Raw genomic sequence first — 18,665 nt, 5'->3', positions numbered from 1 at the left:
CTAAAGAGAAAACTCTCAACGAATCCTTGTTTGGAAAATTAATTCTAAACAAGGTTAGTGGGTTCTCATCACAAAAGTCCTAATCTGGGCTTTCAAAAATGTTCGTGGTTCTATTTCCCATTCCTTTTTAAAATTCAAATACCCAAATAGATTGAATGATCCAAACGTTTCTCTGGGATTTTTTTTGAGGGAATCAGTCTAGGTTGATGTATTCTTCTGGGTCGAGAGGAGCATCAAGGCCAATTCGCACTTCATAATGGACGTGGGCTCCTGTTGCTTTTCCTGTTTGTCCGACTAGGGCAATTTTATCACCACGTTTCACACGATCCCCTGGATTCACGAGAATGAGAGAGCAGTGGCCATACAAAGTAAAAAATCCATTTTCATGGTTGATCCGTACTGATTTTCCAAGACCACCAACCGCTGTATCCACAGCAATGATCCCAGGCCCCGTTGCATAAATGGGAGTTCCTTCACCAGCTGCAAAGTCAATACCGGAATGGTATTCCCCCACGGGTAAAATTCCGAATGGATCACTGCGATACCCAAAGGTGGATGTCACCACACCAACACCAGGTTTCAGAGGCCGCCCTCTTGGCATGGAATAAAAGATACTCTCTCGCATGGATAGGTAATCGATGGCATTTTGAAAATTGGGGACAAGGTTTCCTAGTCTTACACCAAACTGAGTGTAGGTGGTAACAACTTGTTGGAAGAGTAATAAATTCGAATCGAGTTCACTTGCATCTTTCCGAAACTCTTCTTTTAAGAGATAATCTTGGGTGATCATTTCTTTTTCTGGGATTTCTTCCCAGGCAAGTAAATTGAGAGATTCCGTCATGGATTCCAATTCTTCTACAGATTCGCGGAGGTCTTTCGAGAGAAGGTCGTAAAATAAGAAGGATACCAGTTGGGTTTCTGTTTTTTTTTCGAGAGAAAGGTTTCTTTCAAAGAAAAAGGAAAAATAAACGAGGAGACCAAAGGATAAAAGGACAAGGGAAACAGAAAGTCCAAAAAGGAACCCAAGCATTCCGACTGATATTTCAATCTGGGCGAGGGGTTTTTCATCATTGGGGATGAGGACAAAACTCACCTTCTCTCGGCTGCGGGAAATCCACTTTTGTAAGCGTTTTCGCCACCGTAAATGTGCAATTTGGAGCCTTTCGTAGGCGGTTGTGACGTAAGTTTCTGCCAATGTTCGTTATCCAGCCAATTTTTTCCTTGCCCATGCCATTTTTCAGGGGAAAGTGGATGAATCCAATATGTTTAAATTTCTCACTTCTCTTTTCAGAAAGAAAGCCGACTCTGTCGATTCCTTTTTGATGTACCCCGAGGGAAAGAGATACTATCGAGAAACTCACTCCATACGCAGGGCCAATATCGATGAAGATGCCATCAAAATCATCAATCGATTGAACAAGTTTCGTTACAAGGCCTACTTAGTCGGTGGAGGAGTCAGAGATCTGCTGATGGGCAAACGCCCAAAAGATTTTGACATCGTCACAAGTGCGACACCAAACCAAATCAAAAGGATCTTCAATAACTGCCGGATCATCGGTAAACGATTTAAAATTGTACACATCATTTTTAAAGGCAAAATTATTGAAGTCTCTACGTTCCGTTCACTACCGGAACATCGTTTGGAAAAACACAAAGCAGAAAACGATTATCTCATCAAGCGGGACAATTCCTTCGGTACAGCAAAGGAAGACGCGGCAAGACGCGACTTTACCATCAATTCATTGTTTTACGATCCTAAAAACGATTCCATTTTGGATTACGTAGGTGGATTTGAAGACATCCAAAAGAAAATCGTTAGGGTCATTGGTGATCCTGATATTTCTTTCAAAGAAGATCCTGTTCGTATGTTACGAGCAGTGAAGTTTTCCGTTTTGCTCGGACTTGATATCGAGAAAAAAACCAAACTGGCAATTAAAAAGAACCGTTTGGAACTCGAAAAATCATCCACAGCAAGACTATTAGAAGAGTACAACAAAATGTTCCGTACTTGGAAAACATCCATCATTTTTGAAGGACTTGCAGAAAACCACCTACTCGATGTTTTGTTCAAAGAACCAGCGGATAAACTGAAAAAAACCGACCCAGAATGGCGTGAACATTTTATGGACACACCACTTGGCAAACGACTTGCTGTGACTGACAAACTTCTCTCAGCGAGAGAAGAGATGACACCAGCGATTTTTTATTCGTTAATTTTTTACGATATCGTAAAAGACCTTTATGAAAACGATCGTGGTCACCTAGCGCATAACATCAAAGAAAGTTTACAACCTGTTTTTGAACGGATGGGGATTCCTAAACGTGAACAAGACAATTTGGTAAAAATTTTCATAAGCCAACCTCGTTTTCACATCACTGACGATGAAAAAGAAAGGCAAAATTCATTCTTCAAAAAGAAGGATTATTTTTACGATGCGTTTATGGTGTACAAAATTGTTGCCATTTCGGAAAACAACGAAGCTGCTGTTCAGACTGCTTTTTTCTGGGAAATTTCACTCAGACAGAGACCAAAACCAGATAGCCATCAGTTTGGCCAACAGAACCGTAAAAAAGAAGGGAATAAAAAACGCCCACCACGCAAAAAACACCGTGATCGAAGAGGGAACGGGAACCAGAACCAACAAGAATCTGGGTCAAACCAAACTCATGAAAATGGGAAAGGTGAGACAAATGAAAACCGTAATCCTTCATTAGAACATCAAGATACTGAGGAATAAAGACTTTCCTTAGATTCTAAGAAGATTTTTGTCCATAACTCTCGTCAAATGATTTGGGAGTTATGGAATGATCACCGAAAATAAAATTTTAATCGTTGAAGACGACCCGACCACAGCACTGTTATACCAAGGTGCTCTGCGTTCCATTGATGCTAATTTTGTTGTGTTTTCTGGAATCAAACCAGTCTTACACCTCTTACAAAAAGAAGGGATTGAATCGATTGATCTTATCCTAACTGACTTAAAACTACCAGATGGAACAGGTGCGGAACTGGTAAGGGAAATACGAAAAAAAAATTCCCAGATCCCCATTCTTGTGATCACTTCCGAATCTGATTCAATTGCCATCATCGAAGTGATGAAAGAAAATGTGCAGGATTATTTGATCAAACCTGTTTACCCAAAGGAATTGTTGAAAAAAGTGGAATACCACTTATCCAAACGTTCATTGGATTATAAAACCTCCATTTTAGAAAAAGAAAAAATCATTTCTCTTGAGAAACTTTTGGATTGGTATAGTTTCAAAAATCGTTCATTAAAGAAGGGCGAATTTAATGCCCAGGAGTTACATAAAAATTTATTCCATGTTTTGCGAGCTAGTTTATCTCAAGGGGCTGGGTTTGGAATCTTAGTGCAAATCATTGATATCATAAAAGGGATGAAACAAACAGAAAATGGAGATTATATCTTAGAAAAAGAAGTTTTATCCATCTTAGAAGACAACGCAAATTATTCGAAAAAAGTTTTAAATACATTTTCTGAAATTGAAAATATCATTTTTGATCGCGTAAAAGAGGAAGTAGTTCCGTTATCCGAATTATGGCAAGAAATAGTCACCACTTTAAAAGAAATAGAATCACAAACAAAAATCAAACACCATTCCATCCAAATAACAGATGTAAGTTCTATTCAAATGAATTCGATATACATTCGTTGGAATCGCGAATACTTTCATAAATCTGTAAGGGAACTTCTGATCAATGCTATGAAGTTTTCTCTAGACTCGTCTTCTATTTTTGTATTACTCCAATTGAAATCAGATTCCGTATCTTTTTCCGTTATCAATTCGGTAGGAAGTGACTTAAAAATTGGAGAAGGGATTCCAAATGAATATTTGGACCTCGTGTTTGAGCCATTTTTTCGATTAACCAAGAACCTTTATGAACGGTATGAAACCCTCGATTTTGGAATTGGACTTTCGTTAGTGAAAGAAACCATACAAAAGTTTGGTGGTTCCGTCCTTGTTTCAAATATATTTGATCATTTAGGAGATAAGGTGGAACCTAAGGTTGAATTCAAAATCACACTCCCTCAATCTTCCTCTTTGAAGTGAAGAAAACCTTTTGTTTTGGGTAGATAGGTTTTACTTTCTTTTAAAAATTTTGTTCCTGGTTTTCCTCTTTCAAACCTACCGATCATCGTTATCGGAATGGATTTGATTTGGTTTGGTAGGATGTCTGGTGATAAAAACAAAAGTTCCAACTCTTCCCCGGAACCAAGGCAAAAATCCACTCCTAGTTTTTCTACAGCAAACGGGTGTAAGGGGACAGATTCCACTTGGATTGTGAGTTTCCCTTTGGAGGCAAGTGCTAACCTTTCTGCATCTTGGATGAGTCCATCTGTGATGTCCATACAGGCATGGATTCGAAACTTTGAGAGTGGTTTTTGTAGGATCTGCTTTGATTTTGGTAAAAGGTGTTTTTCAATGGCCAGTTTAAAATCTTTCCCCTTCCAATTCTTTTTTAAAGAATGATACCCAAGTAGGCTTTGGCCTAAATCCCCGGTGACATAGAGGTAATCGCCTGGTTTTCCACCCGATCGAAGCCAAGGTTTTTTGACCGTACCTACTACTGTCAGTGCCAATTGGGTTGTGGGTGAGGAAAAGGTATCGCCACCAGCGAGTTTCATTCCATATTGGTGGAGGGAAACCCTCAGAGCTTTGGCAAACCTCCTGACCCAATCTTGTTTTCGAGAGGTAGGGGATAGGCCCAGGTTTAAAAAACACTCTTTAGGAACACCACCCGATGCTGTGATGTCGGAGACATTCACTTCCACCAGTTTTCCTGCTAGGATTTCGGGGTTTGACCATTCATGGAGGAAGTGGGTTCCTTCGGAAAGGGAATCCGTTGTGACGAGGCGGTTTGGTGCCAAAAAATAACAATCGTCCTCTGGAGGAGGAGTTGTTCCAAAAAGAGTACGGATGATTTCTGATTCTTTCAAAGCTTCGTTTCCAATAAATTTGTTTGACCCACTGTGAAAACCGAAAATCCTGACATAAAAGAGGAAAATCTCGTACTTATGGAACTATTGTCTAAAGCCCACAAGACCCCTTCTATCGCAAAAGAAGCCGTACAAAAACAGTGGTTTGTTGTGGACGCAACTGATAAGACTCTCGGAAGATTGGCAAGTCAAGTCGCTTCCCGACTTCGCGGAAAACACAAATCTACATTCACACCGAACCAAGATTGTGGGGATAACATCATCATCGTTAATGCTTCTAAAGTGGCTGTAACAGGTCGCAAAAGAGAACAAAAAATTTACTACCACCACTCCCGTTACCCAGGTGGTATGACTGCGATCGCTTTCCACAAACTCATCCAAGAGAACCCAGAAAGAGTGATCATGGAAGCAGTGAAAGGAATGTTACCTAAATCAAAATTAGGTGACCAAATGTTAAAAAATTGCCGAGTGTTCGCAGGCAATGACCACAACCTAGGAGCACAAAAGCCCCTAAAACTGGAGTTGAAATAATATGGCGCAAAAAGCAGTTTGGGCAGTTGGCCGACGCAAAACATCTGTTGCACGAGCAAAAATCGCTTCTGGAACAGGAAAAATCACAGTTAACCATAAAGATGTAAAAGATTACATCAAAAACGGAGAACACTTAGTTCGCCGTGCACTTGAGCCTCTTTTAGTTTTAGATGCTCGTGATAAATATGATATCGCACTCAATGTTACTGGTGGTGGAGTGATTGGACAAGTAGGAGCGATTCGTCACGCAGTGGCTCGTGCTCTTGTTGCTTTCAATGAATCACTCAAACCTACTTTGAAAAAAGAAGGTTTCCTCACTCGAGATAGCCGTATGGTAGAGCGTAAAAAATACGGTCTCCACAAAGCACGTCGAGGAACTCAGTTCTCAAAACGTTAATCGGAAAATTCCTCTTTTTTTTCCGATAGAGAAGCCTCCTTTGGGAGGCTTTTTTTTTCGCTTAGGACAATAAATCCCCCCATGAACCATATCATATTTTACCTTGCCTTCGCTTTTGGAACCTTTGCCAGCAGTTGTTTTTTGTATTCGATTGTGATTTTTACACAGACGTTAACGGTTGTAAAAGGGTATTCAGGGATTGTTTTTTTCTTTTTGTTTTTACCCTTTCCACTTTTCTTTTTGTATACGGGATACCTGCTCGATCATTATTCCAAGAAGTGGGTAGTCGTTGGATTTCAGTTTTTTCTATGTTTTGCAGCATTATTGTTAGGTGGATTGACCCAAATTTTTGAAACTTATCCACTTATGTTATTGCCTTTGGCTTTTCTCAATGGAATTGGAATGACAACAGTTTTGCCAGGTAGGATGGCGTTGTTACGCGAAGTGATGGAATCACACAGACTTGTTTTCCACACAATCGCTGGGAATTTACTTCTGATTTTTTCCTTTGGGATGAGTCCACTTGTAGTGGGTTGGATTCGGGAATTTGAATCGTACTCAAAACTATTTTTGGTTTTAGCTTTTTTACATGCAATATCGATGTTTGCCTTCTCCTTATTACAGTTAAACGAGAAGGAAAAAAAATCCCAGTCCTCTCAAGGTAAACCTGAGATATCGATCCCCAATACAGAAATTCCCTCATTGGTTGAAAATTTGCGAGCCGTCTTAGGATTTTTGCATTCAGACCCTGTTTCGAGACAGGTGATGTGGATTGCGATATTTAGTATGTTAGCATTAGGTCCCATCCAAGTGGTCCTTCCCCAATATGTAAAACTAGAATTGGGACTTGGGGAATTAGCACGGGGGTCTGTGTTAATGTTTCTAGGTCCTGGATTATTTTTAGGAGGGATTTTTACCATCCTCTACCACCATTTGGAACGAAAGGGATTGGTATTACTGATTGTCTTCGGTTTGTCTTCTTTTTTCTTTTTAGGTTTTGTACCTTTTTATGAGCCAAAGGCCACTTCCATCTTTCTTTTTTGTTTTGGGGTTTCGGGTGGAGTGCTGTCGAGCCTGATGCCTGCCATATTACAAAAACGCGCGGAGGACAGGCTTCGTGGTAGGATCTTATCTCTCTACACAGTTTGTTTCCAATTCACACCTGCCGTTTCTGGATTTTTTGCTGCCTTTTTAAATGATACAGTGGGAAGCCTTTGGACATTTACAGGACTTGGACTTGGGTTTCTTGTGATCTCGCTTTTTTCTTTCCTTCGTTACAAAGATTTAAGGCAAAGTTAAGTTCTAAATTCCTTGCCCTAGGAGGCAAATCCGATTTCCGTGTAAGTGTATGAAGTCGAAAACCGTCCAAGAAATCGCAAGGTTGTACACGAACTATTTCCAAGAGAAAGGACACACCATTGTGCCTTCCTCGAGTCTCATTCCCAAAGGGGATCCTACACTTTTATTCACAACCGCAGGTATGGTACAGTTCAAACCTCTTTTCACTGGGGCAGTGGAACTCCCATACACTAGAGCTGCTTCCATTCAAAAATGTGTCCGCACCACTGATTTGGAAGTTGTTGGGAAAACGGAACGGCATTGTACTTTTTTTGAGATGTTAGGAAATTTTTCCTTCGGCGATTATTTTAAAAAAGAAGCCATCGAATACGCGTTAGACTTTTCACTAAACCATTTAGAAATTCCCAAAGAGAAAATTTGGGTGACCATTTACCTTGATGATGATGAAGCCAAAAAAATCTGGATGGATGCTGGGATTCCAGAAGAACGAATTGTACGCCTTGGCAAAAAAGATAATTTTTGGGGACCTGCTGGAGACAGTGGAGCTTGTGGCCCTTGTTCCGAATTGTATTTGGACAGAGGGCCCGAGAAAGGTGGTCCTAGCTGTGGAAACAACCCTAATTGTAAACCAGGTTGTGACTGTGACCGTTATTTAGAATATTGGAATTTAGTATTTAACCAGTTTAACCAAACGGTTTCGGGAGAACTTCTCCCTCTCAAACAAACTGGCATTGATACAGGTTCAGGACTCGAACGTGTGGCCATGTTATTACAAGAAGTGGACTCAGTTTATGACACGGATGAATTAAAAACCATCATCCAAAAAATTGAATCACTATCTGGTTTTCAATATAATGAATCCACCAAACAATCATTTCGTGTGATTACTGACCATTCGCGTTCTGTCTTTTTTTCTCTCGGAGATGGAATTTTCCCTGACCGCACAGGACGTGGGTATGTGATCCGTCGTCTCATAAGACGTGCCTCACTTTTTGCGAGAAAAATTGGAATCCATGAACCTTTTTTATACAAACTTGTTGGCACTCTAAAAGATTTGTATGTAGCTCGTTACCCAGAACTAAAAGACAAAGCAAAAGATATTGAATCCATCTTAAAAAAAGAAGAAGAACTTTTCCTTCACACGTTAGAAGTGGGACTCGAAGAATTAGAATCTTTACTTTCACATCTAACGGCAAACAAACAAACGCTTGTCACCGGAAAAGAAGGTTTTCGATTGTATTCCACATATGGTTTCCCTCGTGAGATGACAAAGGAACTTGTGGAAGACCGTGGGTTTAGTTTTGATGACAAAGGTTTTGAAGGAGAACTCGAAAAAGACCGCGATTTATCGCGTGCGAGTTGGAAAGGGAAAAAAATCCAATACCTCACTGGACTTTCCGCTTCTCCCGAATTAAAAACAGAATTTTTAGGCTATACGGAATCCAAAACAAAAGGAAAGGTTTTGTATCTTTTTGTGGATGGGAAGTCAGTCAGTTCCGCCAAACAAGGAGAAGAGGTTGTCATCGTTCTCGATAAAACTCCTTTTTACGCGGAAGGTGGTGGACAGATTGGTGATACTGGTTACATCAAAAAAGAAGGTTTCCAATTCCAAGTCCAAGACACTCAAAAAGAGAATGATACCTTCCTTCATATGGGAATGGTCTTAAAAGGAAATATTTCTGTTGGTGATGGAGTCGATACCGAAATTGAAGTCGAACGAAGGCAAAACCTTGCCAACCACCATTCCGGCACACATTTGTTAAACGGGGCACTCCGAAGAATCCTCGGGAACCATGTAACCCAAAAAGGTTCCGTTGTATCGGCAGATTACCTAAGATTTGATTTTTCCCATCCCAAAGCTTTATCTCCGGAAGAGATCATTCAGATTGAATCGGATGTAAACGAAGCCGTGAGTGCCAATATCCCTGTCAAAACAGAAGTATTGGACTTACACCAAGCCAAAGAATCAGGGGCACTTTCCATGTTTGATGAAAAGTATGGAAACCTTGTGCGTGTTGTTTCTATGGGTGAAAAATCCAAAGAATTCTGTGGGGGAACCCATGTTACGAACACCAAAGAAATTGGATTTTTTGCGATCGTAAAAGAAGGTAGCCCTGGTGCGGGAAATCGACGGATTGAGGCGATTTGCGGGGAATCAGTTGTGTCTTATTTTTTACAACAGTTCCAAACCTTGGCATCCAAAATCGAAACACATAACCTATCCGCCAAAGAGGCATTTGGTGATTTGAAAGAGTTTGGAATTGCAACAGAAGTTCCATCCCCAGAAGGTTTACAATCTATCTTTCTAAAAGATGGGAAAACTGCTGTGGCAAGTCTTCGTAAACTCAGAGAAACATTAGAAACGGAACTCGAAGAAAAATCCTCTTCGCTCTTTAAGGCCAAAAAGAAATTAGAACAACAAAAGTTCCAAATGAACCCAGAACTTGTGGATGGTCTCTTAGAAAAGGCCCACAAGTTTGCCAAAGGCAAAGTGGTAGCAGAAGTATTTCCTTCCGTGGATGCAAAAGCTCTTAAAGATTTGGCAGACTCACTCAAAGCAAAAGAACCAGAGATCCTTTGTTTGTTTGGAACCACAGAAGGGGAGTCAAGTACTCTCGTGTTTATGTGTAATAAGGTTCTCAATGACAAAGGCATCCACTGTGGTGAAATGTTAAAAGAAACCTTAGTGATGTTAGATGGAAAAGGTGGGGGACGACCTGATATGGCACAAGGTGGTGGTAAAAAACCAGAGTCTGTTGCCAAGTCCCTAGAGTTTGCCCTTTCCCTTGCAAAAACAAAATTATCGTAAATTTCAGTTTGTAGGAAAAAGAATAGGAGAATCAAAATGGCTCAAGACCCTTCCTTTGACATTGTATCAAAACTCGATCGCCCCGAATTACAAAATGCTGTTTCGCAAGCGATGACCGAGATTCAAACTCGTTTTGATTTTAAAGGATCGAATTCCGAAATCAAAATCACAGACGACCAACTGGTTTTGACTTCGGAAAACGAAATCAAATTGAAACAGGTAATCGATGTCCTCACCACTAAAATGGCGAAACGAGGCATCAGTCTAAAAGCCTTTGATTTTGATTCCAAAGTGGAACCTGCCACAGGGCAAACGGTCCGGATGAAGGTGAAAATCCAAAATGGTTTGGACAAAGAACAAACAAAACAAATCACAACCCTCATCAAAGACCAAAAATTAAAAGTCCAAGCGACCATCCAAGGGGATTCGGTGCGTGTGGTTGGTAAAAAGAAGGACGATTTGCAAGAGGTGATGGCAGCCATCCGCAATGCAAATTTCAATTTTGATGCCAATTTTACGAACTTCAAAGGGTAAAACCTGACAGAAAAGAAAGCACTTCTGGCTTCCAAATTTTTTCTGTCTATGTCTCGAAACCTTCCGATATTTCCCGTATGGACCCTAAAAAATCCGTATGGGGATGGACTTTGCCTAGAAAGGATTTCCTCCCGTATTTATTTGTATTTTCTGGAGTATTTTTACTGTTATCTCTTTTTTCCTTCCAAGAAGGAGAGGATGGATCACTCTTTAATTGGTTTGGAAGGCTTGGGCATTACATTGCCCTAACCCTTTTTTATTTACTCGGAAAAACTTCCTTTTTACTCGCTGGGTTCGTATTACTCTTAGGTGTCCTTTCGTTACGTAACCCAGACTTTGATGCCCTAAGTAAGGCTTTATTTTTTCCCATTTTCCTCATTGCCACAACGGTGAGTTTGAACCTTCTCGAAACTCCCATGGGACATGTGGGTGACAGCGGTGGTATCCTCGGACAATTTTTTTCTTGGATCTTTTCCTATCTCTTTGGGGAAACAGGTAGAGTGCTTGTTGTCTTTTTTCTTTATTTGTACTTTGCTGTGATTTGGTTAGAAGACGGGGCTTGGTCCTATACCTTTTCTACCATCCATTCCGTTTCTGAAAAACTTTACCACCTAATGGGTGGCAGACGAGAATTGCCACATTTTAAACTTCCATCCTTTATGGAATCGGTGGTTTCAACACGCCGTGGCCCCGTAAATGAAGTGAGACAAAGGGATTGGTTTCAGGTCCAAACCGAAGAGGAATCAAAAGATGACCTCGCTAGTCATTTTTGGAATGTAGTGGCAAATGATGCAGGAAGTGAATCTCGATACCAAAATGGATTTCCTTCTTCCTTTCGGTATATGGATGAGGAAAAAAACTCATTCCAAAATTTGCAAAAACACCAAGGAAAAGAAAAACCAAAATCACAGACTGTGGTCTTCCAAAATGCCAAACAGTTTGAAGGATTTTTTGATGCGTCAGGAACTGTCTTTCGTTTCCAAAAAGAAAAGACAAAACAACAAACCGAATCCAATCGGAATCTGAAATCACAACCAAAATTGCAAGTAGTCGATAAACGGGAATTTAGCGAAGGTGAGGATGATGGCATTTCAAATACCCAAAATGTAGATGACATTCGTGAATCCAAAATTCTCTTTCAGTTCCCGGAAGCAAAATGGAAACCAAAATTGGACAAAGAAGTTTCACTCGAAGGTTTAGAACTTCCCAAATTAGAACCAATGAGACATGGATTCGGGGACCAGTTGGCTCAAGCGAATACCAGTCGATTTGGAAAAAACGAAACTCGAAATGTCGGGTTTGGATTTTCTGATTTTGATGAAAACACGGATGATGCCAATTGGGATGAAGACGAGACTCATGAATCGATTGAAGGTAGTGAGAACTGGGACGAGTCAGACTCATATGAAGAGGAAGGCGAAGAACGATCTTCCCTAGAAAACGAAACAAACACTCTCACCATCCCAATTCCTGAGTCCGTTCGACTTTCCCTTGTTGAAGAAACTGGTTTAGAAACAGAAGATTGGGATGAAACTGAGGATGTTGTTGTTTCCATTTCTGATTCGGAAGATGGAGAATTGGAAGAGGAGACCTTGGAAACTTTGGCCGTGGAAGAGTCTTCACCACTCGTTCGCTCGAATTTAAGTGCGGGAAATTTTGGTAAGAAAAAACAACCACCAAAGGAAACCAAAACCGAACAAGAACTGATGTTTGGTTCCATGGTGCCAAAACCAAAATTGAAAAAAGGAAAATATTATATTTCTCCAAGACTACTTGCCTCACACCAAGTCCCTGTCGCCAATATCTTAAAAAATGATTCGGAACTTGACCTCATCGCTAAAAAAATCGAAGAGTCAACAGGCCACTTTGGAATTGAATCCAAGGTCATTACCAAAGAACGAGGTCCCATCATCACTCGTTACGAAATCACAATTCCGAACGGAATCAAACTGAATCGAATTGTGTCTTTGTCTGATGAGATTAGGGCTTACCTCGAAGTGAAAAACATTCGGATTGTAGCACCTATCCCGGGTAAGGCGTCCATTGGAATTGAGGTTCCGAACCGAATCCGTGAAGACGTGTTTTTATCAGAGATTTTAAAAGATACCATCCTCCAACAAAAAGCCAAAGACTTATCCATTTGTATTGGAAAAGATATTTCGGGAAAACTTGTGATGATTGATATCGCAAAACTCCCACACTTACTTGTCGCAGGAACCACAGGTTCTGGAAAGTCGGTGAGTATCAATGCGATGATCACGAGCCTTATCTGCACTCGTTCCCCAGAAGAAGTGCGATTCATTATGATCGATCCAAAGATGGTGGAGATGACACTTTACGAAGGAATCCCACACCTTCTTATGCCTGTGATCACTGATCCAAAAAAAGCTACGAAGGCACTTTCCTGGGCGATCCAAGAAATGGAGAGTCGTTACCAAATGATCTCCCAATTGAAAAGTAGGGACTTCAAAAGTTTTAATGAGAAGGTAGAGGAATATGCTCACGCCAAAGGGTTCCAAAAACTCCCTTACATTGTGATTTTCATTGATGAGCTTGCGGACCTCATGATGGTGTCAGGAAAGGATTTGGAAGAACAAATCCAACGAATTTCCCAAAAAGCAAGAGCGGTGGGAATCCATTTGGTGATGGCGACCCAAAGACCATCCGTAGATGTGATCACTGGAGTCATCAAAGCGAACTGCCCAGCAAGGGTTGCTTTCCAAGTCGCACAAAAAACAGATTCACGCACCATCCTCGATACAAGTGGAGCGGAAACTCTCCTCGGAAAAGGGGACTTTTTGTACCGTTCCCCTACCTCGAGTGACCTCATGCGGATCCAAGCTCCCTACATTGAAGAGAAAGAAATTGATTCCATTGTGGAAGAGGCCAAAAAACAAGGGGCACCTGCCTACGTGGAAATGAACTGGGACGATGAAACGAATATTGAAATGGCCTCTGACGAGGACGAGGAATTATTCGAAGAAGCATGGAACATTGTTGTGACAGAAAAAAAAGCCAGTGCCAGTTATTTGCAACGTAGGATGAGGATTGGTTACAACAAAGCGGCAAGGCTTATGGAACTCATGGAAATGAGGGGTTATGTTTCTCCGCAAGTCGGGGCAAAACCTCGGGAAATCTTACGTTCAGCGTAAATCATCGACAAGAGAAGTTTGTCTGAAAAACTGGGAATCTATGAAAGTATGGATCGGATTTTTGTTACTTGTTTTGGGAGTTTCTTTGGAGGCCCAAACAAGTCCGGCTCACAATTGGCATTCACCTTCCGAAGTTGTCAAAAAGATCAAAAAAAACTTCAGCGAAATCAATTCGTATTCCGCTGATTTTCTCATCAAAACGGAAGACAACAAAAAAGAAAAACAAATGCGCGGGAAATGTTTTTACAAACGCCCTGGAAAAATTCGTTATAATTTTGCTGAACCAGAAGGAGACGAAATTGTTTCCGATGGAAAAACACTCCATATCTTTATCAAACGGTTAGGTGCTGTGGGAAAACAAGATCTTACACTCGATCGTAAAAATTCCTCAGGTCCCATCTTTACGACAAATAGTCCTGATGGTCTTAACCGCCTCTTTCGTAAGTACCATTATAAATTTGATACCATCGAACAACCTCGTTCTATGGGTGATGCAACCAAATACTTTGTTCTCGATTTAGACCAAAGGGAAAAAATTGGTGGGTTCGAAAAGATGAAACTATTTGTGGATTCTGAATCGTACCTCATCAAAAAAGCAGTCGCGACAGATGGTCGAGGCAAAGTAACGACGATTTCATTTTCTAACATTAATTTTTCGGAAGAAATCCAAGATGGTGTTTTCAATTTTCATATGAGCGGGAACGCGAAGATTGTCAACAACCCACTTGTCTCTGAGAACTAAACCTAAGAGGAGTTCATTTTGAATACAAAACGAGTTGGTCAGATCCTAAGAGAAGCAAGAGAAGACAAAAAACTTTCTGTGAAAGATGTCGCAAAAGAAACAAATATTGCGGCAAAATACATCATCGCATTAGAAACAGAAGATTATTCTCAGTTCCCAGCAGAAACGTTTGCTCTTGGTTTTTTAAAGAACTATGCTAGTTACTTAAAACTTGATACAGCAATGTTACTCAATTTATACCGCGGGGAACAGATTGAAGAATCACAAGCACCACTCGAAGAACTCACACGTCCTACAACCACTCCCTTTAGTTTAGATCGTAATAAAATCATAAGCCTTGTTTCTCTCTTTTTGTTTGTAATCTCGGCTTATATCATCTACATCAGTTTTGAAGACTCTGGTTCTGTTTCGATGGATGAGGACAACACAGAAGTAAGCCAAAGTGTTGAACCTACAAATAGTTCTGATATTCCTTCTGGCATTAACTTTGTCAGCCAAAGTGTTCCTGAAAATGCAAGTGTTCCTTTTATCCTCACAGAAGATCGTGGTGTGAGTTTTAGTGTGAACAACCAACAGTGTAAGATGTTCATCAAAGGTGTTTCCAATGGAAAAGCAAACCTAGGATTTAATATTTTTCCTGAAAAGAATGTTTATTTTTTCCAAACAGCCGAAGGGGAAGAAACCATTCTTTCTTATAAAATTGAAGAGCTCTCTTCCCTTCGCCGTGACATCCGCGTGGTGACACAAGCAGTCACTGAAAAATCAGCAAAAGTCCTTGTGACTTTAAAAGAAGAACGAGAAGGGGTCGCTGTAAAATCTCCTGTCGGAGATGTTCCGATCCAAGTAACTTTGTTTTTCTCCAAACCAAGTTATGTTGAATTTGTATTGGATGGTCAAATGGGTGAACGTGGTCTTGTTTCTGCGGGTGAAGTCAAACACTTAGAAGCTCGTGACAGACTTGAGATCAAAGTAGGAGATGGTGGTGCAGTGGAGATGGTACAAAATGGAAAAGAACGAGTTGTGCTTGGAAAACCAGGAAAACTTGTGAAAAAAATCTTTATCCGCAAAGCAAATCCGTATGACTCCACTCAATCCATCATTGGAGAGTTAGGCGAATAATGCCAAAGACCAAAGACAAAACCGATGAGACACCAAAGTCGTTTTTTATTACGACTCTTGGTTGTCCGAAAAACACTGTCGACTCCATGGCGATGCACCAGTCCTTACTCAAAGAAGGACTCCTCCCTGCAGCAGACCCAGAAGCCAGTGATTTTCATTTGGTAAATACATGTACATTTATCCAAGATGCCACGAAGGAAACCATTCAAACCATCCTTGATTCCATCGATATTAAGAAAAAGAACAAACAGAAGTTAGTTGTTGTAGGCTGTTTTGCTGAACGGGCGGGAAAAGAAATTTCCGCTGACCTTCCGGAAGTGGACCTCCATTTCGGAACAGGCAAGTATGACAAAGCAGGTGAAATTTTACGTTCCCATTTCCCTCTTGATTTTAAAGATTTAACTGAATTTAATGAAGACCTTCTCGAAAGACTCAAAACTTCGAAAGGCATCGAAAATTATTCGAAACCTTATTCCTATGTAAAAATTTCTGACGGATGTAACCGAGGTTGCCATTTCTGTATCATTCCTAATTTACGTGGGAAGTATAGAGACACAGAAATCACAGATGTCCTCGATCAAACAAAACTAGCAGTCAAAGCAGGTTCCAAAGAGATCTGTCTTGTTTCCCAAGACACAGTTTTTTATGGAAAGGACACAGACAAACTCATGGATTTGGTTCGGTCTGTGGCAGCGGTAGAGGGACTTGAGATTTTAAGACTCCTCTATCTATATCCTGATAAAAAAACAGAAAAGTTACTCGATTTGTACAGAGAAATTCCTAAAATTGCCCCGTATTTGGAAAGCCCATTACAACATGTTTCCAAATCCGTTTTAAAATCAATGAACCGCACAGGTGATTACGAATTCTTTAAATCCTTATTCCAAAAAGCAAGGGACATCCGCCCTGATTTAGAAATTCGTACTTCGTTTATATTAGGGTTTCCTGGGGAAACCATGGAAGACGTGGAAGAGATCATTCGTTTTGTGGAAGATGTAAAACCAGAAAAGGTAAATCTTTTTCCTTATTCTCCCCAAGACGGAACCAAAGGGGCTACCATGGATGGGCAACTCAAAGACAAAGAAATTGCACGCCGTGTGAACCTTGTGAGGGAAGCCTACCTTGGTACATTAAAGACCATCCACCAAAACCGAATTGGAAAAATTTACCCATGTGTCGTAGATGAAGTGTTAGACGAAGGTGCAATCGTACGTCGTCTCCAAGATGCACCTGAAATTGATGAAGTGGTGTATGTGGATGCTTCCAATTTAAAAGTAGGGCAGTTCGGCAAGGTACGAGTGGATTCTTTTTATGAACTCGATATGTCAGGGACTTGGGTGGTTTAGTGGAAGATTGGAAAACCATTGCCAATATCCCAAATTTACTAACCGTACTCCGTGTACTGGCATTGCCATTTTTTATCTTTGCCTTATTCCAAAAGGAATGGGAATACCAAATTTTTGCCTTTGTACTGTTTGCACTCGCATCACTCACCGATTTAGTCGATGGGTATCTTGCTAGAAAATGGAACCAACAAACCGAATTTGGAAAATTCCTAGATCCGCTCGCTGATAAATTTTTAGTCATTGGCTGTTTTGTTACTTTTTTATTCATCCATGAACCCATCGAAGTTTGGATGGTAGTCCTAATAGTTGGGCGAGATATGCTCATCACCTTCCTTCGTTACATTGCGGTTCGTTCGGGAAATAGCCTTCGTACCACCATGATGGGAAAAGTGAAAACAGCATTCCAAATGGGAGCGATTCTTATCATCCTCGTGGTGTTTATGCTCATCTCTGGAAAACGCCGCGCTATGATCAATGAAACCTATGCAATGGGAAAACTTGCTGGGTATTCTACATTTGAAGTGGCATCCCAACATGCTAATGAGTTTTATACGATGGTAAATACCTCTGATAATATCAGTTGGAAAGATATATTTGATTCCATTGCTTCGTTTGTTCCTTACTTTGGAATGTTATTCACCACGTTTATCACTGTGATTTCAGGACTACGGTACATCATTACCAATTACCAATTATTAACCTTTTCTAATCTCAAAAGGATATTTTATGACCGCTCTCACAAGTAAGGAAATCCTCGGCCAAGTGGTGTCTGGGCACCATTTGGTGGATACCCATGCAGAATACTTTTTAAATGAAGTGATGGATGGCAAAGTGTCAGAACCTGTCCTTGCATCCTTTCTCACTGCCATGAAAATGAAAGGGGAAACAACGGACGAATTGTACGGATTTGTTCGGGCCATGCGAAATCATGCCATCAAACCGAATACCAAGTTTGGTTTTGATTTTTTAGACACTTGTGGGACTGGTGGGGATGGAAAGGGAACACTCAATGTTTCCACTCTATCAGCACTCACTTTAGCAAGTCTTGGTCACAAAGTGGCTAAACATGGGAACCGGTCTGTATCTTCCCTATCCGGAAGTTCTGATATCCTTTCCAAACTTGGGTATCCTCTTGAACAAACCCACGAAACCTGTGAAGCAGAGTTCGTGCGCACAGGGTTTGTATTTTTGTTTGCACCTTCCTGGCATCCGGCCATGAAATATGCAGGTCCCGTTAGGACGGCACTGGGTTTTCGCACATTTTTTAATTTGATTGGACCTCTATCCAATCCCTTTTCCCCTTCACACCAAATTGTGGGAGTGTATGAACGTTCTTTGTGTTTGCCGATGGTGGAAATTTTGGCAAAATTAGGGGCAAAAGGCGCTCTCGTTTGCCATTCCAGGGATGGTCTCGATGAATTTTCCATATTTGAACCAACGGATTATGCCTATTTTGATGGAAAGACCACTAAAGAACTCAGTTTTGATCCGAAGGAGCTCCATTTGGAGGCCAGCGAATTGGATCGAAATACAGTGTTCTCTTCTTCCAAAGAAGGGGCAGAGTCACTCTTTCGTGCTGTCCTTGACCCGTCTCGGCCAACAGGTGGAACGGCAATGGTGGCGCTGAACGCCGGAGTGTCTTTATTTTTACTCGGTGAAACAAAAGACATTCCATCTGGTTACCAAATTGCGAGAGATGCATTATTATCGAAAAAAGTTCTCCGATTCACTCGTGAAACATTGAATTTAACATAAGGCCTGTAAACATTGGATAAATA

The 18,665-nt window shown here is 40.8% G+C and carries 15 protein-coding genes; 13 read left to right on the top strand and 2 right to left on the bottom strand.

Annotation, left to right across the window (positions count from 1 at the left end):
* Positions 1–193: 193 nt before the first annotated feature.
* Positions 194–1,195 carry a M23 family metallopeptidase gene (locus ND855_RS09765; protein ID WP_135620460.1) on the bottom strand — a complete coding sequence of 334 codons (1,002 nt, stop codon included), beginning with the start codon at positions 1,193–1,195 and terminating at the stop codon, positions 194–196.
* A 67-nt stretch (positions 1,196–1,262) separates the two neighbouring features.
* Between ND855_RS09765 and pcnB the strand changes: the two genes are divergently transcribed.
* Together pcnB and ND855_RS09755 are read left to right on the top strand one after the other, a co-directional pair.
* Complete coding sequence (gene pcnB, locus ND855_RS09760) at positions 1,263–2,738, top strand: polynucleotide adenylyltransferase PcnB (protein WP_265358183.1); 1,476 nt, start codon at positions 1,263–1,265, stop codon at positions 2,736–2,738.
* Between the two features lie 67 nt (positions 2,739–2,805).
* Positions 2,806–4,071: an ATP-binding response regulator gene (locus ND855_RS09755; protein ID WP_265358182.1), complete on the top strand. Its 1,266-nt coding sequence runs from the start codon at positions 2,806–2,808 to the stop codon at positions 4,069–4,071.
* Here the strand turns inward: ND855_RS09755 and thiL are convergent.
* Entirely contained in the window at positions 4,050–4,958 is a 909-nt protein-coding gene (gene thiL, locus ND855_RS09750; protein ID WP_265358181.1) for a thiamine-phosphate kinase, read from the bottom strand. The two genes, ND855_RS09755 and thiL, sit on opposite strands and share 22 nt — an antisense overlap.
* A 78-nt stretch (positions 4,959–5,036) precedes the next feature.
* Here thiL and rplM point away from each other — a divergent pair, with 78 nt between their 5' ends.
* The 11 genes from rplM (at position 5,037) to trpD (ending at position 18,642) form a co-directional block, all read left to right on the top strand.
* On the top strand, positions 5,037–5,489 hold the full coding sequence (gene rplM, locus ND855_RS09745) for a 50S ribosomal protein L13 (RefSeq protein WP_015675928.1): 453 nt from the start codon (positions 5,037–5,039) through the stop codon (positions 5,487–5,489).
* Between the two features lies 1 nt (position 5,490).
* The gene (gene rpsI / locus ND855_RS09740; RefSeq protein WP_100716688.1) at positions 5,491–5,886 is read left to right on the top strand and encodes a 30S ribosomal protein S9; all 396 of its coding nucleotides are present in this window, start codon (positions 5,491–5,493) and stop codon (positions 5,884–5,886) included.
* An 81-nt stretch (positions 5,887–5,967) separates the two neighbouring features.
* Positions 5,968–7,185: an MFS transporter gene (locus tag ND855_RS09735; RefSeq protein ID WP_265358180.1), complete on the top strand. Its 1,218-nt coding sequence runs from the start codon at positions 5,968–5,970 to the stop codon at positions 7,183–7,185.
* Positions 7,186–7,234: 49 nt separating this feature from the next.
* Positions 7,235–9,994 carry an alanine--tRNA ligase gene (gene alaS, locus ND855_RS09730; protein WP_265358179.1) on the top strand — a complete coding sequence of 920 codons (2,760 nt, stop codon included), beginning with the start codon at positions 7,235–7,237 and terminating at the stop codon, positions 9,992–9,994.
* A gap of 36 nt (positions 9,995–10,030) precedes the next feature.
* Complete coding sequence (locus ND855_RS09725) at positions 10,031–10,528, top strand: YajQ family cyclic di-GMP-binding protein (RefSeq protein ID WP_100716691.1); 498 nt, start codon at positions 10,031–10,033, stop codon at positions 10,526–10,528.
* Positions 10,529–10,605: 77 nt separating this feature from the next.
* A complete protein-coding gene (locus tag ND855_RS09720; protein ID WP_265358178.1) occupies positions 10,606–13,680 on the top strand; it encodes a DNA translocase FtsK in 3,075 nt (1,024 codons plus the stop codon).
* Between the two features lie 40 nt (positions 13,681–13,720).
* Complete coding sequence (locus ND855_RS09715; RefSeq protein ID WP_265358177.1) at positions 13,721–14,422, top strand: LolA family protein; 702 nt, start codon at positions 13,721–13,723, stop codon at positions 14,420–14,422.
* Between the two features lie 18 nt (positions 14,423–14,440).
* A complete protein-coding gene (locus tag ND855_RS09710) occupies positions 14,441–15,541 on the top strand; it encodes a helix-turn-helix domain-containing protein (protein ID WP_265358176.1) in 1,101 nt (366 codons plus the stop codon).
* Positions 15,541–16,887: a MiaB/RimO family radical SAM methylthiotransferase gene (locus ND855_RS09705; RefSeq protein WP_265358175.1), complete on the top strand. Its 1,347-nt coding sequence runs from the start codon at positions 15,541–15,543 to the stop codon at positions 16,885–16,887. The genes ND855_RS09710 and ND855_RS09705 overlap by 1 nt, the downstream gene beginning before the upstream one ends.
* Complete coding sequence (gene pgsA / locus ND855_RS09700) at positions 16,887–17,633, top strand: CDP-diacylglycerol--glycerol-3-phosphate 3-phosphatidyltransferase (protein ID WP_265358174.1); 747 nt, start codon at positions 16,887–16,889, stop codon at positions 17,631–17,633. The genes ND855_RS09705 and pgsA overlap by 1 nt, the downstream gene beginning before the upstream one ends.
* The gene (trpD, locus tag ND855_RS09695; protein ID WP_265358173.1) at positions 17,614–18,642 is read left to right on the top strand and encodes an anthranilate phosphoribosyltransferase; all 1,029 of its coding nucleotides are present in this window, start codon (positions 17,614–17,616) and stop codon (positions 18,640–18,642) included. The genes pgsA and trpD overlap by 20 nt, the downstream gene beginning before the upstream one ends.
* The last annotated feature ends 23 nt before the right edge of the window (positions 18,643–18,665 follow it).

Origin of the sequence: Leptospira paudalimensis (assembly GCF_026151345.1) — a bacterium.
Taxonomy (GTDB): Bacteria; Spirochaetota; Leptospiria; order Leptospirales; family Leptospiraceae; genus Leptospira_A; species Leptospira_A paudalimensis.
Note: the sequence above shows the minus strand (reverse complement) of the source record. Positions and strands in the feature narration are given on the sequence as shown.